At 67.3% G+C, this 21,799-nt stretch carries 23 protein-coding genes and 1 tRNA gene; 15 read left to right on the top strand and 9 right to left on the bottom strand.

Annotation, left to right across the window (positions count from 1 at the left end; genetic code table 11):
* Nucleotides 1–17: 17 nt before the first annotated feature.
* From B7R24_RS07510 to B7R24_RS07500, 3 genes are all read right to left on the bottom strand, one after another.
* Nucleotides 18–473 (bottom strand): nitroreductase family deazaflavin-dependent oxidoreductase, encoded by a 456-nt coding sequence (locus B7R24_RS07510; protein WP_116418333.1) that lies wholly within the window; start codon nt 471–473, stop codon nt 18–20.
* A gap of 138 nt (nt 474–611) precedes the next feature.
* Entirely contained in the window at nt 612–815 is a 204-nt protein-coding gene (locus B7R24_RS07505; protein ID WP_116411270.1) for a cold-shock protein, read from the bottom strand.
* A 218-nt stretch (nt 816–1,033) separates the two neighbouring features.
* Nucleotides 1,034–1,118, bottom strand: a tRNA-Leu gene (locus B7R24_RS07500).
* Nucleotides 1,119–1,249: 131 nt separating this feature from the next.
* Between B7R24_RS07500 and B7R24_RS07495 the strand changes: the two genes are divergently transcribed.
* Genes B7R24_RS07495 through mshC form a run of 3 tightly spaced genes read left to right on the top strand, consistent with a single transcriptional unit; the run spans nt 1,250 to nt 4,817 of the window.
* Complete coding sequence (locus B7R24_RS07495) at nt 1,250–2,560, top strand: M20/M25/M40 family metallo-hydrolase (protein WP_116418332.1); 1,311 nt, start codon at nt 1,250–1,252, stop codon at nt 2,558–2,560.
* A 28-nt stretch (nt 2,561–2,588) separates the two neighbouring features.
* A complete protein-coding gene (locus tag B7R24_RS07490) occupies nt 2,589–3,443 on the top strand; it encodes an undecaprenyl-diphosphate phosphatase (RefSeq protein WP_116418331.1) in 855 nt (284 codons plus the stop codon).
* 51 nt (nt 3,444–3,494) lie between these two features.
* Nucleotides 3,495–4,817, top strand: coding sequence for a cysteine--1-D-myo-inosityl 2-amino-2-deoxy-alpha-D-glucopyranoside ligase (mshC, locus tag B7R24_RS07485; protein WP_116418330.1), 1,323 nt, complete (start codon nt 3,495–3,497; stop codon nt 4,815–4,817).
* A 72-nt stretch (nt 4,818–4,889) separates the two neighbouring features.
* Here mshC and B7R24_RS07480 read toward each other — a convergent pair whose 3' ends face one another.
* Entirely contained in the window at nt 4,890–5,843 is a 954-nt protein-coding gene (locus B7R24_RS07480) for a PAC2 family protein (protein WP_116418329.1), read from the bottom strand.
* Nucleotides 5,844–5,961: 118 nt separating this feature from the next.
* Between B7R24_RS07480 and B7R24_RS07475 the strand changes: the two genes are divergently transcribed.
* The 10 genes from B7R24_RS07475 (at nt 5,962) to lnt (ending at nt 16,417) form a co-directional block, all read left to right on the top strand.
* On the top strand, nt 5,962–6,636 hold the full coding sequence (locus tag B7R24_RS07475; protein WP_253259326.1) for an HAD family hydrolase: 675 nt from the start codon (nt 5,962–5,964) through the stop codon (nt 6,634–6,636).
* Nucleotides 6,633–7,661 (top strand): tRNA (adenine-N1)-methyltransferase, encoded by a 1,029-nt coding sequence (locus B7R24_RS07470; protein ID WP_116418327.1) that lies wholly within the window; start codon nt 6,633–6,635, stop codon nt 7,659–7,661. The genes B7R24_RS07475 and B7R24_RS07470 overlap by 4 nt, the downstream gene beginning before the upstream one ends.
* Before the next feature lie 46 nt (nt 7,662–7,707).
* Nucleotides 7,708–8,685 carry an FKBP-type peptidyl-prolyl cis-trans isomerase gene (locus tag B7R24_RS07465; RefSeq protein ID WP_116418326.1) on the top strand — a complete coding sequence of 326 codons (978 nt, stop codon included), beginning with the start codon at nt 7,708–7,710 and terminating at the stop codon, nt 8,683–8,685.
* Nucleotides 8,686–8,714: 29 nt separating this feature from the next.
* Nucleotides 8,715–9,722, top strand: coding sequence for a helix-turn-helix transcriptional regulator (locus B7R24_RS07460; RefSeq protein WP_116418325.1), 1,008 nt, complete (start codon nt 8,715–8,717; stop codon nt 9,720–9,722).
* Nucleotides 9,719–10,723, top strand: coding sequence for a helix-turn-helix transcriptional regulator (locus tag B7R24_RS07455; protein WP_116418324.1), 1,005 nt, complete (start codon nt 9,719–9,721; stop codon nt 10,721–10,723). The genes B7R24_RS07460 and B7R24_RS07455 overlap by 4 nt, the downstream gene beginning before the upstream one ends.
* Before the next feature lie 95 nt (nt 10,724–10,818).
* Nucleotides 10,819–11,166 carry a hypothetical protein gene (locus tag B7R24_RS07450; RefSeq protein WP_116429907.1) on the top strand — a complete coding sequence of 116 codons (348 nt, stop codon included), beginning with the start codon at nt 10,819–10,821 and terminating at the stop codon, nt 11,164–11,166.
* The gene (gene tatA, locus B7R24_RS07445) at nt 11,156–11,440 is read left to right on the top strand and encodes a Sec-independent protein translocase subunit TatA (RefSeq protein WP_116418322.1); all 285 of its coding nucleotides are present in this window, start codon (nt 11,156–11,158) and stop codon (nt 11,438–11,440) included. The genes B7R24_RS07450 and tatA overlap by 11 nt, the downstream gene beginning before the upstream one ends.
* Before the next feature lie 116 nt (nt 11,441–11,556).
* A complete protein-coding gene (gene tatC, locus B7R24_RS07440) occupies nt 11,557–12,312 on the top strand; it encodes a twin-arginine translocase subunit TatC (protein ID WP_116418321.1) in 756 nt (251 codons plus the stop codon).
* Entirely contained in the window at nt 12,312–14,762 is a 2,451-nt protein-coding gene (locus tag B7R24_RS07435) for a DEAD/DEAH box helicase (protein ID WP_116418320.1), read from the top strand. The genes tatC and B7R24_RS07435 overlap by 1 nt, the downstream gene beginning before the upstream one ends.
* 8 nt (nt 14,763–14,770) lie before the next feature.
* Nucleotides 14,771–16,417 carry an apolipoprotein N-acyltransferase gene (gene lnt / locus B7R24_RS07430; RefSeq protein WP_253259325.1) on the top strand — a complete coding sequence of 549 codons (1,647 nt, stop codon included), beginning with the start codon at nt 14,771–14,773 and terminating at the stop codon, nt 16,415–16,417.
* A 48-nt stretch (nt 16,418–16,465) separates the two neighbouring features.
* Here the strand turns inward: lnt and B7R24_RS07425 are convergent, their stop codons facing one another.
* From B7R24_RS07425 to B7R24_RS07410, 4 genes are all read right to left on the bottom strand, one after another.
* Entirely contained in the window at nt 16,466–16,831 is a 366-nt protein-coding gene (locus B7R24_RS07425; RefSeq protein WP_116418319.1) for an RNA polymerase-binding protein RbpA, read from the bottom strand.
* Nucleotides 16,832–16,964: 133 nt separating this feature from the next.
* Nucleotides 16,965–17,759, bottom strand: a complete 795-nt coding sequence (locus tag B7R24_RS07420; RefSeq protein ID WP_116418318.1) for a glycerophosphodiester phosphodiesterase family protein — start codon at nt 17,757–17,759, stop codon at nt 16,965–16,967.
* Nucleotides 17,731–18,747, bottom strand: a complete 1,017-nt coding sequence (locus B7R24_RS07415; protein ID WP_116418317.1) for an SPFH domain-containing protein — start codon at nt 18,745–18,747, stop codon at nt 17,731–17,733. Before B7R24_RS07415 ends, B7R24_RS07420 begins: the two co-directional genes overlap by 29 nt.
* Entirely contained in the window at nt 18,744–19,217 is a 474-nt protein-coding gene (locus B7R24_RS07410) for an NfeD family protein (protein ID WP_116418316.1), read from the bottom strand. The genes B7R24_RS07415 and B7R24_RS07410 overlap by 4 nt, the downstream gene beginning before the upstream one ends.
* A 142-nt stretch (nt 19,218–19,359) precedes the next feature.
* On the opposite strand from B7R24_RS07410, the gene B7R24_RS07405 reads away from it, so the two are divergent.
* Together B7R24_RS07405 and B7R24_RS07400 are read left to right on the top strand one after the other, a co-directional pair.
* Nucleotides 19,360–20,130, top strand: coding sequence for an SDR family oxidoreductase (locus tag B7R24_RS07405; RefSeq protein ID WP_116418315.1), 771 nt, complete (start codon nt 19,360–19,362; stop codon nt 20,128–20,130).
* A gap of 29 nt (nt 20,131–20,159) precedes the next feature.
* Complete coding sequence (locus B7R24_RS07400; RefSeq protein WP_172582742.1) at nt 20,160–20,642, top strand: NUDIX hydrolase; 483 nt, start codon at nt 20,160–20,162, stop codon at nt 20,640–20,642.
* A 6-nt stretch (nt 20,643–20,648) separates the two neighbouring features.
* On the opposite strand, the gene B7R24_RS07395 is transcribed toward B7R24_RS07400, so the two are convergent.
* Nucleotides 20,649–21,242, bottom strand: a complete 594-nt coding sequence (locus B7R24_RS07395) for an HdeD family acid-resistance protein (RefSeq protein WP_116418313.1) — start codon at nt 21,240–21,242, stop codon at nt 20,649–20,651.
* Nucleotides 21,243–21,799 lie beyond the last annotated feature (557 nt).

The following is a 21,799-nucleotide window of genomic DNA, read 5'->3' as shown; positions in this document are numbered from 1 at the left end:
CCGCCCGAGCCTTCACTTCAGACCGCGGGGTCCACGATCACGATCGGGATCTCGCGGTCTGTCTTCTGCTGGTAGTCGGCATAGTCGGGGTAGAGCCCGACCATCTTCTCCCACAGGGCCGGCTTCTCCTCGGCCGTGGCGGTGCGGGCGGTGCCGTGGATGATCGCACCCTTGTTCTGCACAATGACCTCGGGGTTCGCCTCGAGATTGATGTACCAGGCCGGATGCTTCGGAGCCCCACCGAGCGACGCGACCAGTATCTGGCGCCCTTCGTCTTCGGCCCCGATCAGGCAGGTACGCCGCCACTCCCCGCTCTTTCGCCCCCGAGTCGTCAACAGCACCAGCGGCGCCCCACCCTTGAACGCCGGCTTCTCCCCATCGGTAGCGAGATACTCCCTGATCTGCGCCGCCACCCACTCGGTATCATTGTCGATCGGATTCTCCGGGCTGTCTCCGCGCGTCTCATCAGTCATCCCCCCAGCCTAAACACCACTGGTTAAAACAGAAATGCCCCCGGCTTTCGTTAAGACAGAAATGCCCCTGGCTTTCGCCAAGGGCATTCCCACAGTATTTATTCGCGATGAGAAGCGCGTGCGCTTCTCATGCAATATTTACAGGCTACGGATGTTCTCCGCCTGCGGGCCCTTCGGGCCCTGCGTCACGTCGAACTCGACGCGCTGGTTCTCGTCGAGCGACTTGTAGCCGTTGCTCGAGATCGCCGAGTAGTGAGCGAAAACGTCGGGGCTTCCATCCTCGGGTGCGATGAAGCCGAAGCCTTTTTCAGCGTTAAACCATTTGACGGTACCAATTGCCATGTTAAAACTCCTCCAGGAGCGTTCTCAATGAACCCGACTGCCGGGTTCTGATAGCGCGGTGCCTGTCATCCATCTTTCAAGCGCAATGGGCAACGGGGCTTGGCCGCGAGCATTCAGAACTGCGAGGCACAGCAACTTCGTGTTTAACACTACAACAGACTGCGGGAAAAGAAGAACGGGATTGCGACATGTCGTCACAATCCCGTTCTTTTCTTCGGTGTCCGAAAGGGGACTTGAACCCCTACGCCCATAACAGGCACTAGCACCTCAAGCTAGCGCGTCTACCATTTCCGCCACCCGGACAGGTGTCGCCGCCCCCCGAGGGAGACGAACCGCTGCCCTCCCATCAGGAGAACAACAAGGTAAGACGATAGCACGAACTGCGCTGCCCCAGAACGCATCGCACCGGTTGCCCGGGCCGGTAGCGTGATGCCATGACCCCGACGAGCGAGACCCCTCTGCACCGCACCGCGCACCTCACGCGCGACCTCATCCACTTCGACACCAGCAACTACGGCGACGGTAAGTCGAACGGCGAGACCGAGGCGGCACACTACGTCGAGGCAGAGCTGCAGGCGCTGGGGCTGAAGCCGCAGTTGTTCGATGCCGCCCCCGGTCGCACCAGCGTCATCGCCCGGGTGGAGGGTGCGAATCCGGATGCTGCAGCCCTCGTCGTGCACGGCCACCTCGATGTCGTTCCGGCCGTCGCCGACGACTGGTCGGTCGATCCGTTCGGCGGCGAAATTCGCGACGGCATGATCTGGGGCAGGGGTGCGGTCGACATGAAGAACATGGACGCGATGATCCTCACCGCCCTCGGCGAGATCCTCGGGTCGGGCAGACAGCCGGCCCGCGACCTCGTCATCGCGTTCTTCGCCGACGAGGAGGCCGGGGGAGTGCTCGGTTCGCACTTCATGGTCGACGAGCATCCGGAGGTCTTCGAGGGAGCGACCGAGGCCATCTCAGAGGTCGGGGGCTACTCGATCGACCTCGAAGGCCAGCGCGCCTATCTCGTGCAGACGGGGGAGAAAGCGCTCATCTGGATCACGCTGACCGCCCGGGGGCGTGCCGGCCACGGGTCGCAGATCAACTCCGAGAACGCCGTCACGCGCCTGGCCGGTGCGGTCGCGCGCATCGGCAGCCAGGAATGGCCGGTGAAGCTCACACAGACCACCCGCCAGCTCCTCGACAGGGTGGCGGGCATCCTGGGCCGCGATCCGAAGCAGGTCAGTGCCGAAGAGCTGGCGATCGCCACGGGCACGGCCAGCCGTTTCATCTCGGCGACGCTCCGCGCGACGACGAACCCCACCATGCTCGACGCGGGGTACAAGGTCAACGTCATCCCTGACTTCGCCGAGGCTCGCATGGATGTGCGCGTACTGCCCGGCGACGAGGTCGAAGTGATGGCGCGCATCCGCGAGCTGGCCGGCCCGCACGTCGAGGTGACCGTCATGCACCAGGACATCGGGCTGGAGACCAGCTTCGACGGACCGCTCGTCGACCAGATGATCTCGAGCCTGAACCGGTTCGACCCCGGCGCAGAAGTACTGCCCTACCTGCTCTCCGCAGGTACCGACAACAAAGCCCTGAGCATGCTCGGCATCAAGGGCTACGGCTTCGCTCCGCTGAAGCTCCCAGCCGATCTCGACTTCCCGGCGCTCTTCCACGGCGTCGATGAACGGGTGCCGCTCGACGCACTAGTGTTTGGCACAGATGTTCTGACCGACCTGCTTCTTCGCTACTGAAGCGTCTGCCACTACCGAAAGCGTGTGAATGGAATTCCTGCAAGCCCTCATCCTCGGCCTCGTCCAGGGTCTGACGGAGTTCCTGCCGATCTCCTCGAGCGCCCACATCAAGATCGTGGGCGAGCTGATCGGTGCGGGGGGCGACCCCGGTGCGGCGTTCACGGCGATCATCCAGCTCGGTACCGAAGCGGCGGTGCTCGTCTTCTTCTGGCGCGATGTCGTGCGCATCGTCACGGCCTGGGTGAAGGCGCTGTTCGGGCGTATTCCCCGGAATGACCCGGATGCCCGCATGGGCTGGCTCATCATCATCGGCAGCCTGCCGATCATCATCCTGGGCCTCATCTTTCAGAACCAGATTGAGACGTCACTGCGCTCGCTCTGGCTCGTCGCCGGCACGCTGATCGTCTTCGGCATCCTGCTCGGCGTGGCCGATGCAGTGGGCGCGAAGAAGCGCCGCCTGAAGGAGATCACCTACCCGCACGGTGTGGTCTACGGCTTCGCCCAGGCCCTGGCGCTCATCCCCGGGGTCTCCCGCTCCGGCGGAACGATCACTGCCGGGCTGTTCATGGGGTACGAACGAAAGGCCGCGGCGCGGTACTCCTTCCTGCTCGCCATGCCCGCCGTCTTCGGCAGTGGCCTGTTCCAGCTCTACAAGAGCATCAGGGAGCCGTGCGTGAACGCGGCCGCCGGATGCACGCCCGAGATCTTCAACGGCGTTGAAACCGCGGCGGCCACCGTGGTCGCGTTCGTGGTCGGCCTCGTCGTGATCGCGTTCTTCATGAACTACATCTCAAGCCGCAGCTTCCTCCCGTTCGTGATCTATCGCATCGTGCTCGGCATCGTGCTGATCGTGCTGCTGGCGACGAACACCATCGCGGCCTGACGCCCGGGCCGTCTGGTCTGCCTCTCGCGCCGCAGAAGTTAGAGTTCATAGGTGCACTCCTGGACCAGCCCCGACATTCCTCTGCTGCCCGGGCAGGCGCCCACGCCCCGGCTCTTCAACCAGGCCAGCGGCGAGATCGAACCCGCACCGGGAACCGGTGGCACGGCCGGTCTCTACGTCTGCGGCATCACGCCGTATGACGCAACGCACCTCGGCCACGCCTCCACCTACCTCGCCTTCGACACGCTGAACCGCCTCTGGCGGGACGCCGGTCTCACCGTGGACTACGCGCAGAACGTCACCGACGTCGACGATCCGCTCCTCGAGCGTGCCACGGCAACCGGGGTCAACTGGCGGGAACTCGCCGCCTCCCAGACCGACCTGTTCCGCGGCGACATGGAGGCGCTGAGGGTCATCGCGCCCACCTCCTATGTCGCGGTCACCGAGGTCGTCGACGAGATCGGTGCCGCGGCGGCCCAGCTGGTCGAGGCCGGCTTCGCGTACACCGTGCCGACGCCGGATGCTCTGCAGCGCGGTGCCGAAGACGTGTACTTCGACGCCGCACACGCCGAAAGCGCGACGAGCTGGTTCCTCGGAATGGAGAGCCGCTACGACCACGCCACGATGCTCGAACTGTTCGCCCAGCGCGGCGGCGACCCCGACCGCGCCGGCAAGCGCGACGCGCTCGATCCGCTGCTCTGGCGGGTCGCCCGCGAGGGTGAGCCCGAATGGCCGAGCGCCGTCGGCTCCGGTCGGCCGGGCTGGCACATCGAATGCGCCGTCATCGCCCTGAAGTGTGTGGGCGAGAACTTCGCGGTGCAGGGTGGTGGGGCCGACCTGATCTTTCCGCACCACGAGTTCAGTGCGGCGCACGCCACCGCGCTCACCGGGCAGCCGTTCGCGTCGATCCACGCCCACACCGGCATGGTGGCGTACCAGGGCGAGAAGATGTCGAAGTCGCTCGGCAACCTGGTGCTGGTGTCACGGCTCCGGGCAGCGGGCGTGGATGTTCGCGTCATCCGTCTCGCCCTGCTGGCGCACCACTACCGGAGCGACTGGGAGTACACCGACGCCGACCTGGCCCTCGCGTCGGATCGGCTCGCGCGCTGGAGCGCGGCTGCACAGGATGCCGGTACCGCAGTCCCGGCCGACGCCGAGGCCGGCACCGCCGCGGGCACTGTCGCGGGCACCGGCGCCGTCGCGGGCGCCGCCGCGCTGACCCTTCTCGGGAGCCTCCGCGCGGCCCTCGCCGCCGACCTCGACACCCCCGCGGCACTCGCGCTGCTCGACGGGTGGTTCGCGGCGGCCGACGCCGTGCCCGCCCTCGTCGTCGACGCGGTCGACGCCCTGCTGGGCATCCGTCTCACCGACTGAGGACAGCGCCCGTTTTGCGCAAAAGCACCCACACCGTGCCGGTTGGGTGCTTTTGCGCAAAACGCGCGGGGCCTAGGGGCGCCAAGGCTCCGCGGGGCCGGCGGAGCCCGGAGCGGGGGGTGCGCCGTCGCCGCGTTTGCGGAGGTAGCGCTCGAACTCCTGCGCGATGGCCTCACCGCTCGCCTCGGGGGAGTCGACCGTGTCACGGGCCTGCTCGAGCTGCTGGATGTACGAGGCCATCTCCTCGTCTTCGCCGGCCAGGGCGTCGATGCCGGTCTCCCAGGCCGTGGCCTCTTCGACGAGGTCGCCGCGGGGGATGACCACGTCGATGAGCTCCTCGAGCCGGTCGACCAGGGCGAGGGTGGCCTTCGGCGAGGGCGCGTTGTGCACGTAGTGCGGCACGGAGGCCCAGAGCGAGATCGTTGGAATTCCCAACTGCTCGGCCGAGTCGGCGAGCACGCTCAGGATGCCCACCGGGCCTTCGTACGTGCTGCGCTCGATGTCGAGTTCGCTCCGCACCTCGGCGTTCTCACTGGTGGAGTAGATGCTGATCGGGCGGGTGTGCGGAACGTCGGCCAGCATCGCGCCGAGGAAGACGATGCCCGAGACCCCCGCGTCGACGGCGACGTTCAGCACTTCGTTTGTGAACCGCTTCCAGTTGCGGGAGGGCTCGGTGCCGATCAGGAGATACACGTTCGAGGTGTTGCTGCTCGTCACCGCAAGGCCCGCGTCGGTGGCGAGCTGCTCCGGCACGGCCGTGGCGGCGGCCGGGCCGTGCATCGTCGCGTTCGGCCAGACGAGGATGCGCTGGCCGTCGTCGTCGAACTCGCTCGTCGGCCGGTTGAACTGGTAGTCGAAGAAGTCCTCCGAGTCGATGTCGATGATCTCGGCCATGTCGAGCTGCTCCTTGAGCAGGCGCACCGCCCCTGTCGCCGCCTCGCCGGCGTCGTTCCACCCCTCGAATGCGACGACCAGCAGACGACCGGTCAGGAATTCCTTGTTCTGTGCTGGGGTGCTCTGTGCCACGTTTGGAGAATCCTCGTGTTTCGTTTGTCGTGCCTTCACCTGCGTGCGTGAGAGCGTTCCTCAAGGATAGGCGGTCGGGCCCCGGGCCGGGCGAGTGGTCACGGTAGGCTCTGCTCCCGTGACGATTTCGAAACCTGCCGCCGTTCTCTGGGACATGGACGGAACGCTCGTCGATACCGAGCCCTACTGGATGATCGCCCAGACCGTGCTCATCGAGTCCTATGGCGGCACCTGGACGCATGACGAAGCGCTCGACCTCGTCGGTTCCGGCCTCTGGCGCACGGCCCGGACGATGCAGGCCAAGGGCGTCACGATGGGGGAGGACGCGATCGTCGCCCTGCTGAGCGAACGTGTCATGGAGCAGATCAGTGTGGCCGTGCCCTGGCGCCCCGGCGCGAAGGAGTTGCTCGGCGAACTGCGTGAGGCGGGCATCCCGACTGCCCTCGTCACCATGTCGATCCGCCGGATGGCGGAGCACGTGCGCTCCTTCATTCCGTTCGACGCCTTCGACCTCGTGGTCTCGGGCGATGACGTGGTCAACGCAAAGCCCCACCCCGAGGCCTACCTCACCGCCGCGGCCCACTTCGGCATAGCCCCCCAGGACTGCGTCGCCATCGAGGACTCCATCGCCGGTGCGACCTCGGCCGTTGCCGCCGGCTGCGTGACGATCGGCGTTCCGCACATGCTCCCGCTCGATGACACCGGTGCCCAGGCGCTCTGGCCGACCCTCGCCGGGCGCCACACCGACGACATCTCCCGAGTGCTCACAGAATCACGGATGACCGCCTCATGAACCCCTCACCCACCTCCAGCGGCCCCTTCCGGGCGGGCGACCGCGTTCAGCTCACAGGGCCCAAGGGCCGCATGAACAGCATCAGCCTCGAGGCCGGGGCGACCTTCCACACCCACAAGGGCGGAATCGAGCACGACGACCTCATCGGCCTGCCCGACGGCTCGGTGGTGCAGAACTCGGTCGGCATCGAGTACCTCGCGCTGAGGCCCCTGCTCACCGACTTCGTCATGGCGATGCCCCGCGGTGCCGCCATCATCTACCCGAAGGATGCGGCGCAGATCCTGGCGCAGGCCGATGTCTTCCCGGGCGCCGCCGTCGTCGAGGCCGGCGTCGGCTCGGGTGCCCTCTCCCTCTGGTTGCTGCGTGCTCTCGGCGGCGGCGGGCGGCTGTCGTCGTTCGAACGGCGGGAGGAGTTCGCCGACGTGGCGCGCGCCAATGTCGCCGCATTCACGGGGGCGACCCCCGACAACTGGACCGTCACGGTCGGGGATCTGACGGATGCCCTCCCCACCGTGCACGACGAGGCCACTGTCGACCGTGTCATCCTCGACATGCTCGCGCCCTGGGAGTGCATCGAGGCGGTCGCCACCGCACTCAAGCCGGGCGGGGTGGTGCTCTGCTACGTCGCCACCGTGACCCAGCTCTCGCGGGTGACCGAGACCATCCGCAGTTCCGGCCTGTTCACCAACCCCGACCCGAGCGAGACGATGGTGCGAACCTGGCACGTCGAGGGTCTCGCGGTGCGCCCGGACCACCGGATGATCGGCCACACCGGCTTCCTGGTGACCGCCCGGCGGCTCGCCCCGGGCTCTGTGCTGCCCGAACTGAAGCGACGCGCCTCCAAGTCGGAGTACGACGATGACGACGTCGAGGCCTGGACCCCCGGGGCACTCGGCGAACGCGGCATCAGTCCCAAGAGCCTCCGCAAGCGGGTGCGCCAGGCGAGTGCCAGCGCGAACGCCGCCCTGGCACGGGAGGCGGGCGACAGCCCTGAGATCGCGTCGGAAACCGAACCGTTAGACTGAGGCGGCTCGCGTTGGCGAGCCGTCATCACCAGAGAATTGAGGATCCGTGCGTAAGTCCGTCGCGCTCATCGTGGCCGCAGGCCTGCTCGTCGCCCTGGCCGGGTGCAGCTCCTCCGGCGACACGGCTTCAGACTGCACGGCCCTGGCACAGTCGGGAGACGCGTCGAACCTCGTGAGCGCCACCGGCGACTTCGGAGCGGCGCCGAAGGTCACCTTCGGCACTCCGTTGAACGCCGGAACCGACACCCAGCGCACCGTTCTCATCCAGGGCAGCGGCAAGACCCTGCCCGCGAACGGGATCGTCTCGGGCGACTACACGCTTCTCGACGCCACCACCGGCACCACCGTGACCGCCTCGGCCTACGACGGCACAGCGCCCCAGACCTTCCCCATCGCCACCAGCGGCATCGCCGGAATCCAGAAGGGTCTCGCCTGCGCGACCGTCGGGTCACGCGTCGCCATCACCATGCCGCCGGTCGACGGGTTCGGTGCCACGGGCAATGCCCAGGCCGGCGTCGGCGCGACCGACTCCCTCGTCATGGTCTTCGACATCGAGGACGCCTACGGGGTGCGTGCCGACGGGGCCATCCAGCCCGCGAAGGCCGGCTTCCCGAGCGTCGCACTCGGCCCCGACGGTCGCCCCGGCATCACCATCCCGTCGGGCGCGCTGCCGACCGACCTCGCGGTGACCGATCTCAAGAAGGGCAGCGGCACGGCCGTCGCCGACGGCGACAGTGTGATCGTGCAGTACACGGCCGTGGTCTGGGGCGACAAGAAGGTCGCCGCCTCGACCTGGGAAGACGGAACGCCCAAACTGGTGACCGCCTCCTCCAGCCAGCCGCTCGCCACCACGCTGGTACCGTCGCTCGTCGGCGAGACCGTCGGTTCGCAGTACATCGCCGTCGTGCCGCCGAGCGCGGGCTACGGTGACACGGCGTCGAGCGACGGCTCGATCCCGGCCGGCTCGACCCTGGTCTATGTCGTCGACGTGCTGGGAATCGTGCCGGTGGCGCCTGCCCAGTAAGACCGGCCAGCCGCCTAAACTGGTCATCGATGACTGATGCCAGGGCTGCCTCGCCCGTACCCGTCGAGGAACGGCTGTTCAGCCTCGTTCTCGCGCTGCTGGCGACCGAGGCCGGGCTCACGAAGAACGAGATCCTGTCGACCGTGCAGGGGTACCGGCAGCGCTACGCCTTCGGCGGCGACAACGCCAGCCTCGAGCGGCAGTTCGAGCGCGACAAAGACGACATCCGCGAGCTCGGGGTTCCCCTCGAGACCGTCGAACCCCTCGACGAGTCGGGAAACAATCACAACCTGCGGTACCGCATCCCCAAGGGCGCCTACGACCTGCCCGCCGACATCTCGTTCTCGCCCGAGGAGATCGCCCTGCTGAACCTGGCCGCAATGGCCTGGCGCGAGGGGTCGCTCTCCCGCGAGTCTCGGCACGCCCTGCTGAAGCTGCAGTCGTTGGGCGTCGAGTCGATCGAGCCCGTTCTCGGCTACGCCCCGCGGATACGAACCCGCGATGCGGCGTTCGACCCGCTCACCGATGCCCTCGGCCGCCGGGTGCTGGTGCGCTTCGCCTACCTCAAGCCGGGCGACCTGTCGCCCCGGGAGCGCACCGTCGCCCCGCTCGCCCTCGTGCAGCACGAGGGTCGCTGGCACGTGCAGGGCATCGACCAGGATGCCCTGGCGCCCCGCACCTTCCTGCTGTCGCGCATCGTCGGTCCGGTCACGCGCACCCGCACCCCGTTCGAGACCGACGCACGCGGTTCGGCTGAGACGGCGCTCACCCAGCTCGACGCCATCTGGGCCGCCAACACAGCGGTCGTACGGGCACGGGCCGGCTCCGATGCGCAGACCCGCCTCGTGAACCGGCGGGGGAGCATCCGCAACGCCGACGGAGACCTGACGCTGCACTTCACCGATCTGCATCTGCTCGCCGACGAGCTCGCCGGGTTCGGCCCGGAGGTCTTCGTGGTGTCACCTTCCGACCTCCGGGTCGCCGTTCGGCGCCGCCTCGAACTGACCCTCGCGACGCACGGAGGCACGGTTCGATGAACAGGCAGCCCGGCGATTCCGCCCCCTTCGTGCACGCGCAGGACAAGCTCGCATTCCTTCTCGCTCTGGTGCCGTACCTGCTCGACCGTGACCGGGTGTCGGTGACGGAGGCCGCGGCCCACTTCCAGGTGAGCGACGAACAGGTTCGTGAGGCGGTACGGCTGATCGCCGTCTCGGGCGTGCCCGGTGAGACCAGCCAGTACCAGCACGGCGACCTGTTCGACATCGCCTGGGACGACTTCGAAGACAGCGACGAGATCCAGATCACCCATCGCGTCGCTCTCGACGACTCGCCCCGGTTCTCTGCGCGCGAGGCGGCGGCCCTGATCGCCGGGCTGCAGTACCTGCAGGCGGTGCCCGAGACGCTCGACAGCGCCGTGCACTCCTCCCTGATGGCGAAGCTCGCCCGGGGCGCCTCGGAGGAGCCGAGCCAGGTCGCTGTCGCACAGTCGCAGGCGAGCGACTCGCTCCTGACCATCCGCTCGGCTGTCGCCGCCGGGCTGCAGATCGAGTTCGACTACACCAGCTCCCGCGGCGACAGCGAGCACCGCGTGGTCGACCCCCTGCGCATCGACTCCAACAACGAGGACTGGTACCTGCGGGGCTGGTGCCACACCCGCCAGGGCATCCGCACCTTCCGCCTCGATCGGATGACCGGCCTTCGCCAGACCGACCTGCCGAACCTCTACCGGCCGGGCGACCTCGCGCTCAGCGACAACCTCTTCGACGGATCGGGGGAGACGCTCGGCGTGGTGCTGGAGGTGCATCCGGCGGCGGTGAGCCTGCTGGGCGAGTACCTCGCCGAGGGTGCACCGCAGTTGCAGAAGGGCGCGCTGGTTCAGACGACGGTGCGGGTCGCGCACATCCACGGGCTGAAGCGGTTGATCGCGAGCCTGCCGGGGGTGGTGCGGGTCATCGATCCGCCCGAGGCGCGGCTCGCCGTGTACGACTGGGCGGCCGAGGCGCTGGCGGCGTATGACGACGACGCGACGCCCGCCTGAACTTCGGTTATGACGTGGTGGGCGAGCGCAGCGGGTGCCCTGAACGGGCCCCCGCCCCCAGCGCGGCGCACGTGCACAGCAAGTAGTCTGTCGCAATGACATGGTGGAGCTGGATAATCCTCTGGGCGGCGCTCGTGCTGGCGATGCTGGGCATGTTCGCCCTGCTCGGCTACCGATTGTTCAAGAAGGCCCTGGTCGTGCTGGCCGAGCTGGGTGAGCTCGGCGACAGGGTCACGAGCATCCAGGGCAACGTCGAACAGCTGACGCCCGAACCCAGCGACAACGCCATTCTGATCGGCTACGCCACCATCTCGCGTCGGCACGATGCCCACAGGCAGCGCCGTGAAGATCAGAAGCAGCTTCGCAGGGACAAACGCCTCGAGCGGGGTAAACTCCTCACAACAGCCGATTACAGACAAAGGACGTGGCCCCATGCTCGGTAACCTTCAGGGATGGCACCTGATTGTCATTCTCGCCATCGTTCTGCTTCTCTTCGGCGCTCCCAAGCTCCCCGGTCTTGCCCGCAGCGTCGGCCAGTCGATGCGCATCTTCAAGAGCGAAGTCAAGACCATGAAAGACGACGACCCGAAGACGGCCAGCGCCGAAACCGCGTCGAACATCGCCGACCCCGCACCCGTCGCGAAGCCTGCCGATGTCACCGTCGCCACGGTTGTTCCGACCGACCTGCACACCGGTTCCGAGAACAAGTCCGTCTGACTCCGCCAGCCCCGAGCTGAGGGTGCGCCAGGCGCGCCCCACGGCTAGTCACCTCCATCAGAAACCCAGGTAACGTGGCCGCCCGCCCCAGGAAGAGCGCCAACAGCGACGGAAGAATGTCGCTCGGCGCGCACCTCGTCGAGTTTCGCAAACGCATCTTCCGTGCCCTGCTCGGGGTCGCCATCGGCGCCATCATCGGCTGGCTGCTCTCCGACCAGATCCTGGTGGCGCTGGCCACCCCGGTCAACACCATCACGAGCACCCAGGGCCGTGGAGCGTCGCTGAACTTCACCGATGTCTCGCAGGCATTCGACCTGCGGCTGCAGATCGCCATCACCGTGGGTATCGTGCTCTCGTCGCCGGTCTGGCTCTACCAGATCTGGGCGTTCCTCGTGCCGGGGCTCACGCGCCGCGAGAAGCAGTACGCCGTGGGCTTCGTACTGACGGCCGTTCCACTCTTTCTCGCCGGCTGCGCCGCCGGCTGGTACGTGCTGCCGCACATGGTCTCCATCCTCACCAGCTTCGCCCCGCAGGACACGACGAACATCATCAACGCGGGCACCTACTACTCGTTCGTGCTCAAACTCGTCGTGGCCATCGGCATCGCGTTCGTGCTGCCCGTGCTGCTGGTGCTGCTGAACTTCGCCGGCATCCTGAGCGCCACGTCGATCCTGAAGTCGTGGCGGATCGCCATTCTCGTGATCATCCTGTTCTGCGCCATCGCCACCCCGTCGGCCGATGTGTTCTCGATGTTCCTGCTGGCCATCCCGATGATCTTCCTGTTCTACTCCGCCGCCCTCATCGCCTGGATCCACGACCGGCGGAAGGCCCGGGCGCAGGAGAAGTTCGACGCCGAACTGGTTGTGCCCTAGTGGCCATCCTCTCGCCCGCCGAGCGCTACGCTCTGAGTCGGAACAAGGCGAAGGCCCCGGTGCTCGACGACTTCCGCAGCGGACTGAGGTTCGACCTCGATCCGTTCCAGATCGCCTCGTGCGAGCTGCTCGAAGCGGGCAACAGCGTGCTGGTCGCGGCTCCCACCGGAGCCGGAAAGACGATCGTGGCCGAGTTCGCCGTCTTCATGGCGATGCAGGAACGTTCGGCGAAGGTGTTCTACACAGCGCCGATCAAGGCCCTCAGCAACCAGAAGTTCCAGGAGTTCGTCGCCGAGTACGGCTCCGACCAGGTCGGGCTGCTCACCGGCGACACGAACATCAACCCCACGGCCCGCATCGTCGTCATGACGACCGAGGTGTTGCGGAACATGATCTACGCGGGCTCCGACCTGCTCGCCAACCTGTCGTTCGTCGTGATGGACGAGGTGCACTACCTCGCCGACAGGTTCCGCGGGGCGGTGTGGGAAGAGGTCATCATCCACCTCCCGACGTCTGTGCGACTGGTGTCGCTGAGCGCCACCGTCTCGAACGCCGAGGAGTTCGGTGACTGGCTGCAGGCCGTGCGCGGAGACACCGAGGTCATCGTGTCGGAGGAGCGGCCCGTGCCGCTGGACCAGCACATGCTCGTGCGGCAGAAGCTGCTCGACCTCTTCGACGGCACCGGCCAGGCCTCCACCAGCCGCGTCAACCCCGAGCTCATGCGCATCGCCCGCTCGACGGGAGCGCCCCAGTCGAGAAACGGGCGCGGTTCGGGTGGCGACCGGCACAGCCGCAACTCGGCGAAGTACCGGCCGCAGCACACCCAGGCCCCCCGCATGGACCGGGCCGAGATGACCGGCCTGCTCGACGAGCACAACCTGCTGCCCGCGATCTTCTTCATCTTCAGCCGGGTCGGCTGCGACCAGGCCGTCAAGCAGGTGCTGCGGGCCGGCGTGCGACTCACGACGACGGAAGAACGCGAGGAGATCCGGCGCATCGTCGACGAGCGCTGTCGCACCCTGCTCGACGAAGACCTTGCCGTGCTGGGCTACTGGGAGTGGCTCGAGGGTCTCGAGCGCGGGGTCGCCGCCCACCACGCCGGGCTGCTGCCCGCCTTCAAGGAGGTCGTGGAGGAGCTGTTCCAGAAGAAGCTCGTGCGCGTGGTGTTCGCCACCGAGACTCTCGCTCTCGGCATCAACATGCCGGCGCGCACGGTGGTGCTCGAGAGTCTCGAGAAGTTCAACGGCGAAGCGCGCGTTCCGATCACACCGGGGGAGTACACCCAGCTCACCGGGCGGGCTGGGCGACGCGGCATCGACGTGGAGGGTCACTCGGTCATCCAGTGGCGCGACGGCATCGACCCGCAGGCAGTGGCGTCGCTCGCCTCGCGCCGCAGCTACCCGCTGAACTCGAGCTTTCGACCGACGTACAACATGGCCGTGAACCTGATCGATCGTTTCGGCCGTTCGCGCACGCGCGATTCGCTCGAACTGTCGTTCGCGCAGTTCCAGGCCGACCGCGCCGTCGTCGATCTCGCCCGCAAGGTGCGGTCGCAAGAGGAGACCCTCGAAGGCTACGAGAAGGCGATGAGCTGTCATCTCGGCAACTTCCCGGAGTACGCCGGGCTCCGCCGCGAACTCAGCGACGTCGAACGCTCGGGAGCCGGCCGGGCCGACACTCAGAGCCGTGCCGAGCGGGACAGCCGGCAGAAGAAGATCAACGAACTGCGCCGCCGCATGAAGTCGCACCCGGTGCACAACTGCCCCGAGCGCGAACACCACGCCCGGTGGGCCGAGCGCTGGTATCGGCTGAAGCGCGAGACCGACCAGCTCGTGCAGCAGATCAACACCCGCACAGGCGCGATCGCGAAAGTCTTCGACCGCATCACCGAGGTGCTGATGCACCTGGAGTACCTGAAGGCGGATGCCGCGGGGGAATTGACGCTCACCGACACCGGCAAGACCCTGAAGCGCATCTACGGTGAGCGTGACCTGCTGGTGGCCGAGTGCATCCGCCATGGGGTGTGGGCGAACCTCGACCCCGCCGGGCTCGCGGCCATGGCCTGCTCGCTGGTGTACGAACCGCGCCGTGACGAGAGTGAGCTGCCGGAGCGCTTTCTGCCGCGCGGGGCTTTTCGAGGTGCGCTCTCGAAGACGCAGGAGATCTGGGAAGACCTCCAGCAGCTCGAGGCCCGCCACCGCCTGCCCGGCTCCTCGCCCATCTCGGTCGGGCTCGCGAAGCCGATGAACGAGTGGGCGCGCGGTGCGAGCCTGGACACCGTGCTCTTCGACGCCGATCTGGCGGCCGGTGACTTCGTGCGCTGGACGAAACAGACGATAGACCTCCTCGACCAACTGCAGAACCAGTACGACCCGAAGGTCGCGACAACCGCGCGACTGGCGCTCGACCTCGTCAAACGCGGCATCGTCGCGTATTCGTCGGTGGCGTAGGCGGCACCGTGACGTCTGTCCTCTCACACAGTGCGGTTCCCGCGCCCGGCAGTGGCGATCCCCGTGACACAGGCGTGCGGGATGCGCTCACGAAACCCGGCCGCTTCTCGTTCTCCGACCACCGGCTCACAGAGGCGAGTACACCCCTCCTGCCGCTCTGGCTGGCCTGCCTGCTCGCACTCGGCGGCGGGCTCAGCCTGATGAGCGGGTTTCCGGGCGCCGATGTCTGGTCGCTCACCCTGGTGGGTGTCGCCGCCATTCTCGTGAGCCTGGTCGGGCAACGCTGGAACCGCGCACTGCTGGTCGGGCTGATCGCCGGTCTCACGTTCTGGTGCGCCCACATCTCCTGGCTCACGCTCTATCTCGGGCCTGTGCCGTGGCTCGCGCTGGCCGTCGTGGAGGGGGCGTTCTTCGCGGTCGGAGCCGTGGCCATCGCGCTGGTCTACCGCTTCGCCGGGCTCGTCTGGCCGACCCGGCTGGGCCGGCTCGTCATCGTTCCGCTCGTCGTCGCGGGTCTCTGGACCGCCCGGGAGGCCGCTACGGCTGTCGCCCCGGAGGGCGGGTTCTCGTGGGGCCGGGTCGCCTTCTCGCAGTCGACGAGCCCGTTCGCGCATCTCGTGGCTTTCGTCGGAATCTCGGGACTCAGTTTTCTGCTGGTGTGGCTGGTGGCATTCTGCATCCAGCTCTGCCGCGAGACGAGCATTCGCACTGTGAGCCGGGTCACCCTGGCTGTCGCGGCAGGCGCTCTGCTGCTTGTCGTACCCGCATGGGCGGCACCCACCTCCGGCACGACGCGCATCGCCGCCGTTCAGGGCAACACGAAATCGGGGCTGCTCGACAGGGTCGAGGCGGGCGACAACCTGAACGCGCACATCACCGAGACGCTGAAGCTCGAGGGCGACCCGGTCGACATGGTGGTCTGGCCGGAGAACGCCGCCGACCTCGACCCCGAGGCGTCCAGGGCCGCCGCCGCCGACCTCGACTTCATCAGCGGCATCATGAAGGCCCCGCTGGTCGTCGGCACGGTGGCCGAGCGTGACGGCAAGTACTACAACACCTCACTGCTGTGGGAAGACGGAGCGGTGGCCGACTTCTACGACAAACGGCATCCTGTGCCCTTCGCGGAGTACATGCCGGCCCGGTCGTTCTTTCGGGCCCTGGTGCCCGATCTCGTCGACCTGGTCACCCGCGACTACCAGGTGGGCACGACCGACACCGTGATGAACGTCAACGGGGTCGTCGCGGGCATCTCGATCTGCTTCGACATCACCGACGACAGCGCGGTGCAGTCGATGGTGGACGATGGTGCCCAGGTCATTCTGGCGCAGACCAACAACGCCGACTTCGGCCAGACCGACGAGAACCTGCAGCAGCTGGCGATCGCGCGGCTGCGGGCGATCGAGACGGGGCGGAGCGTCGTCAACATCTCGACGGTCGGCCACAGTGCGATCATCGCGCCCGACGGCTCGACCATCGACGCGATCTCGCCCTACGTACCCGGCGCCATGGTCGACGATGTGCCCCTGTCGACCACCATCACGCCGGCCAGCCTCTTCGGCACGGGCGTCGAACTCTTCGTCTCGGGCTTAGGCCTGGCCGGGCTCGTGATGGCCCTGGTCGCAGCAGGCCTCAGACGACGAAACGCCCGGCCGTAGCCGAGCGCATCGTTGGTGGTGCGGGGCGTTCGGCCCCGGGTCTCGCGGCTATGCGCCGATCTTGTGCTGGCCGCGACGGGCACGCAGGTAGTCGAGACGCTCCTGCAGGAGCTCTTCGAGCTCGGAACGGGTGCGGCGTTCGAGCAGCATGTCCCAGTGGCTGCGGGGCACCTTCGCCTCGGCCCGGTCGAGAACGACGGGTACCGAATCCACCATCAGGATGGCCTCGTTACTGCAGAACTTGCACTCCCAGGTCTCGGGAGCGTCTGCCTCGGCCGAGAAGACCATCTCGGTCTCCTTGCCGCACGTGCTGCATACATATGTGTGTGTCATGCGCGGAGAGAAAACGACTCCCTCTTCACTCTGGAGGCTTTGGCCCCCGAGTCTCATGCCGCGCAAGCTGCGATCTGCCATTGTGTGGTCTCCTCCCGCTCTGCTTACCTAGGTATAAACCCCTCGGATGGGAGGTTCATTCGCGCCTGTGGCTATTCCCAGAACTCTCCCAGATAGTCAGCGGGAGCGCGGGGGCTTGACACGGTATTCGGTGTCAGAGGCGTTTACGCTTGGTTTCGGCGATCAGTCCGAGCGCCAGGTCCACGCGGTCGGTCACGATTCCGTCGACACCCAGGGCAAGAAGCTCCGCCATCCGTACCGGGTCGTTGATGGTCCAGACGTGCATCTCCACGCCCGCAGAATGGATCATGGCCAGCAGCCGGGGCGTCGTGACCCGCAGCCCCAGGGCGGTCTCGGGCACCTGCACGGCATCGACGTTCCGCAGCACCCAGCGCACCACGGGGGCGAGGCGCAGCCGACCGGCCACCAGCGCAAGCGCGAAGGTGCGGGCGGATGCGGAGGTCGCCACGCCCGGCAGCAGGCGCACCGCCGCGCGGCGGCGGCGGTTCGAGAACGATGTGACGAGTACCCGGTGGGTCGCACCGCACGCTCGGATCGCGGCGGCGGCCGGGGCGGCGGCCGCGTCGGCCTTCACGTCGATGTTGAAGAACGTGCCGGGCAGGGCGGTCAGAGCATCCTCGAGCGTCGGGAAGCCGCAGCCGGCCCCGAGGTCGATCGCTGCGAGCCTGGCGGCGGTGAGGCCGCCGATGGTCTGGTCGCTACCGAGCAGACGGGTGAGGGAGGGGTCGTGCGCGACGACAGCCACTCCGTCGCTGGATGCGTGCACGTCGCACTCGACATAGGTCGCGCCCCGGTCGACGGCCGCCCGGAAGGCCGGGATCGTGTTCTCGACCTCGGTGGTCGCCAGGCCCCGGTGTGCCAGCAGACGGGGGAGCGGCGGGGCGAAGTACCCCGCCGGCTCAGCCCTCTTCGCTCGCGGTCGGCGCATCCGGAGCCTTCGCCAGCGGCACCGCGGGCGCCGAAGCCGGCACAGCCGCAGGGACGGCCGCAGGCACGGCCGCAGCGGCAGTCGCAGCCGCGCCGGCACCGCGGTCGCCGAACGCCTGGCCGATACCCTTCAGAGCCTCGGTGAGTTCGCTCGGGATCACCCAGAGCTTGTTGGCGCTGCCCTCGGCGAGCTTCGGCAGCGTCTGCAGGTACTGGTAGGCGAGCAGCAGCTGGTCGGGCTTGCCGCGGTGGATGGCCTCGAACACGGTGGTGATGGCCTGCGCCTCACCCTCGGCACGCAGCACGGCTGCCTTGGCGTCACCCTCGGCAGAGAGGATCGCCGACTGGCGGTGACCCTCGGCCGACAGGATGGCGGACTGCTTGGTGCCCTCGGCGGTGAGGATGACGGCGCGACGCTCGCGCTCGGCGCGCATCTGCTTCTCCATCGAGTCCTGGATCGACAGGGGCGGGTCGATCGCCTTGAGCTCGACCCGACCGACCCGGATGCCCCACTTGCCAGTCGCCTCATCGAGAACGATGCGCAGCTTGCTGTTGATCTCGTCGCGGGAGGTGAGCGCCTCTTCGAGGTTGAGCCCACCGACGACGTTCCGCAGGGTCGTCGTCGCGAGCTGTTCGACGGCCCCGAGGTAGTTCGCGATCTCATAGGTGGCTGCCCGGGCATCCGTCACCTGGAAGAAGACGACCGTGTCGATGGAGACGACGAGGTTGTCTTCGGTGATGACGGGCTGCGGGGGGAACGAGACGACCTGCTCACGCAGATCGATCAGCGGCCGCAGACGGTCGACGAACGGAACGAGCAGGTTCAGGCCCGGCATGAGCGTCTTGTGGTACTTGCCGAGGCGCTCGACCACACCCGCGCTGGCTTGCGGAATGATTCGGATCGCCTTCGCGAGCGTTGTGATCACGAAGATGACGACGATGATCGCCACGATCACGGCGATGACCGAGCCTGCGGAGATGTCGTTCACAGTACTGCTTTCTCTTCGGGAGCGACCAGTGCGGTCGCCCCATCGATGGCTTTCACGAAGATCTGCTGGCCCGGCATCAGCTGCTGCTCGAAGGCGGTGGGGAAGACCCGGGCCGTCCAGGTGTCGCCGTTGATGAGCTTCACGCTGCCGGTCGTCGTGGTGACGGCGGCCAGCACCTCGCCCTCGAGCCCCAGGAGGGCCTCGACGTTGCTCGGGGTCTTGTCGCCTCCCCGCTGCAGGCGCTTCAGAAGCGGCGGGCGGAGGGTGAAGATGAGCAGCAACGCCAGCACGCCGGCGATCACGATCTGCAGCAGGATGGGCGCACCGGCGAAGTGGGACACGAGTCCGCCGACGCTGCCGATGCCCAGCATGAGGAAGAGGAGATCGAGGGTGAGCGTCTCGACGACGAGGAAGACGAGAATCAGGGCGAGCCAGATCACCCAGGCGTACGAGGCCAGGAAGTCGGCCATGTGATGCTCCTTCGCGCTAGTTCCCCTCTGATGAAACTACCAGCGACCACACGGTGGATACGAAGTTCACAGCCGATGCCTTGGTAGTCTCGGTGCGGCATTGCACACGGCGACAGGCGCCGCCCGACGACAGGAGCACGACGTGGAAAACCCCCTCACCCCCGGATCCCTCGCCGGTAAGCGGGTACTCGTGACCGGGTCGAGCCGCGGGGTCGGCGCCGACACCGTGGCCTACTTCGCCGAGGCGGGCGCGAGTGTCGTCATCAACTTCCGCAACAAGGCGGCGCGGGCCGAGAAGCTCGCCGACCGGCTGCGGGCGGGAGGCGCGACCGCCCTCACCGTCGGGGCAGACCTGACCGAAGCGGCATCCGTCGCCCGTCTGTTCGAGACCATCCGCGAGGAGCTCGGCGGGCTCGACGTTCTCGTGCTCAACGCCTCGGGCGGTATGGAGAGCGGCATGGCCGCCGACTACGCCCTGACGCTGAACCGCGACGCGCAGGTCGATCTGCTCACCGCCGCCCTGCCGCTGCTTCAGCCGGGTTCGCGCGTGGTGTTCGTGACCAGCCACCAGGCCCACTTCATCCGCACGACCTCGACGATGCCGGAGTACGAGCCGGTCGCGCTGTCGAAGCGTGCCGGTGAAGACGCCCTGCGGGCAATGATTCCCGAGCTTTCCGAGAACGGCATCGACTTCGTGGTCGTCTCGGGCGACATGATCGAGGGCACCATCACGGCCACCCTGCTCGAGCGGGCCAACCCGGGCGCCATCAGCGCCCGCAAGGAGTCGGCCGGTCGCCTGTACAACGTCGCTGAGTTCGCGGCCGAAGTGGCGTCGGCCGCAGTCGAACCCATCCCCGAATCCCACACGCGCTACGTCGGCGACGTCTCGGGTTTCGCGCCCGAGCCCGCCTGAACGACCGCGAACGAGCCGCAGACCGCGCCGTGCCCGATCTCGACCAGCCGCCCTCCAACCGCCCGGGTTTCGACTTCAGCAAGTCGCGCGTTCTGCTGATCGACCAGGGTGGCAGCGTGCTGCTCTTCCTGACGAAGGCCGCCGTGCCGACGAACCCGACCCGCTGGGTGACGCCCGGCGGGCACGTCGAGCCGGGTGAGACGCATGTCGAGGCCGCTTCCCGGGAACTCTTCGAGGAGACCGGGCTGCGGGTTGCTCCGGATGCGCTCGGCCAGCCGATCCGCGCGCGCGAATTCAGCGACGAACGGGCGCCGGGCGTCTTCAAGCGCAACTACGAGGAGTGGTTCGTGCACCGAACCGCCCGCTTCGAGCCGCTGAGCGCGAACTGGACCCCGTCGGAGCACGTCGACATGGAGGCGAGCCGCTGGTGGAACGCCGAGGAGCTCGACGCCACGAACGACGCCTTCGAGCCCGAAGACCTCCCGGCGGTCATCCGGCGCCAGCTCGGCTGAGACGCGCTACTTCGCCAGTCGCGCTTTCGGAACCCGGCCCAGCGTGATGGCCGACATCGCCTGGAACACGCCCAGCACGATGAACGTCCACGCGGCGAACACGGTGAGGATCGCCAGCGAACTCAGCGGCGCGAAGATGAAGACGACGCCCGCGACGATCGAGAGCAGCCCGAGCAGTGTTCCGTACCACTTCGACGAGTCGTTCACCGTCTGGGTGAGGGCGAGGATGCCCTCGGTGATCCAGGAGATGCCGATCAGCAGCGCCAGAACCACGAGCGACGACAGCGGGTTCTTGAGGGCGAACACTCCTGCGATGAGCAGCAGAACGCCGAGGATGACACTCAGCACCCGGATGCTCGGCGAGAGTGTGCCGTTCACGATGCCCACGAACACCCGCACGAGGCCGACGACGAAGAAGTAGAGGCCGAAGAAGAAAGCCACCACCTCGAGCGTCGAACCGGGCCACGCCAGCACCACGATGCCGACCAGGATCGAGAGCACGGCGCCGATCCAGAGCGCGATTCCGAAGGTGCGGAGCGCCGGGCCCGTGAGCTCGTCGGCATGGAAGGAGTAGCGCAGTGGAGTGATGGGTGTCGACATGATGAGCCCCCGTCTTCGTCGAGACCCTCATTCTGGCAGAACATGGCGGCCGGGCGTGGCGGTGCAGACATGGCCACGCAGACATGCGACGCGGCCTGGGCGTGTACACCAGGCCGCGCCGTCACTCACGACGTCGACTCTTCGAAAGTTCCTAGCTGACTCGAGCGCGTCGGTCTCAGCACAACTTCTCTCAACCCGAATGCTGCGAAGTTGCCGTGTGTCAGGGTACCCCACCAGCCCCGCGCGCCGCTGGTAAATCTAGGATCGCTCACCCATTTGGTGGAACCGCTGGCATTCGTGTCAAAAACGCCCATAATGGGGGCTTTTTCGGTAACTCGAAGTGAAGCTAGTGTGAACAGTGCAATCCGAAACAGGCTGCGCCAGATGTTGTAATCCTAGCTACGACGCTATCTAGCCAGACCGAAGAGACGCTGACATTGAGCGACCGCTTTTCCTAGAAGCGCGCCGTTCGGTGGGGGCTGAGACGAACTCTCCGGCGTTGGCGTGAAGAGACCCGAATTTTTCACGCCAACGAGAGTTCCACCCGCACGACCCTT

The organism is Subtercola boreus, from assembly GCF_003399645.1.
Classification (GTDB): Bacteria; Actinomycetota; Actinomycetes; order Actinomycetales; family Microbacteriaceae; genus Subtercola; species Subtercola boreus_A.
The sequence above is the reverse complement of the archived record's forward strand: the minus strand, read 5'-3'. Positions and strand labels throughout refer to the sequence as shown.

Excerpts from the sequence above, each read along its gene's own strand:
- B7R24_RS07470 (WP_116418327.1), top strand. The coding sequence starts at position 6,633 with ATGAACCCCTCACCCACCTCCAGCGGCCCCTTCCGGGCGGGCGACCGC.
- B7R24_RS07460 (WP_116418325.1), top strand. The coding sequence starts at position 8,715 with ATGACTGATGCCAGGGCTGCCTCGCCCGTACCCGTCGAGGAACGGCTG.
- B7R24_RS07490 (WP_116418331.1), top strand. The coding sequence starts at position 2,589 with ATGGAATTCCTGCAAGCCCTCATCCTCGGCCTCGTCCAGGGTCTGACG.
- B7R24_RS07420 (WP_116418318.1), bottom strand. The coding sequence starts at position 17,759 with ATGCGCCGACCGCGAGCGAAGAGGGCTGAGCCGGCGGGGTACTTCGCC.
- tatC (WP_116418321.1), top strand. The coding sequence starts at position 11,557 with ATGTCGCTCGGCGCGCACCTCGTCGAGTTTCGCAAACGCATCTTCCGT.
- B7R24_RS07410 (WP_116418316.1), bottom strand. The coding sequence starts at position 19,217 with ATGGCCGACTTCCTGGCCTCGTACGCCTGGGTGATCTGGCTCGCCCTG.
- B7R24_RS07450 (WP_116429907.1), top strand. The coding sequence starts at position 10,819 with ATGACATGGTGGAGCTGGATAATCCTCTGGGCGGCGCTCGTGCTGGCG.
- B7R24_RS07510 (WP_116418333.1), bottom strand. The coding sequence starts at position 473 with ATGACTGATGAGACGCGCGGAGACAGCCCGGAGAATCCGATCGACAAT.
- B7R24_RS07505 (WP_116411270.1), bottom strand. The coding sequence starts at position 815 with ATGGCAATTGGTACCGTCAAATGGTTTAACGCTGAAAAAGGCTTCGGC.
- tatA (WP_116418322.1), top strand. The coding sequence starts at position 11,156 with ATGCTCGGTAACCTTCAGGGATGGCACCTGATTGTCATTCTCGCCATC.
- B7R24_RS07395 (WP_116418313.1), bottom strand. The coding sequence starts at position 21,242 with ATGTCGACACCCATCACTCCACTGCGCTACTCCTTCCATGCCGACGAG.
- B7R24_RS07455 (WP_116418324.1), top strand. The coding sequence starts at position 9,719 with ATGAACAGGCAGCCCGGCGATTCCGCCCCCTTCGTGCACGCGCAGGAC.
- B7R24_RS07495 (WP_116418332.1), top strand. The coding sequence starts at position 1,250 with ATGACCCCGACGAGCGAGACCCCTCTGCACCGCACCGCGCACCTCACG.
- B7R24_RS07425 (WP_116418319.1), bottom strand. The coding sequence starts at position 16,831 with ATGGCAGATCGCAGCTTGCGCGGCATGAGACTCGGGGGCCAAAGCCTC.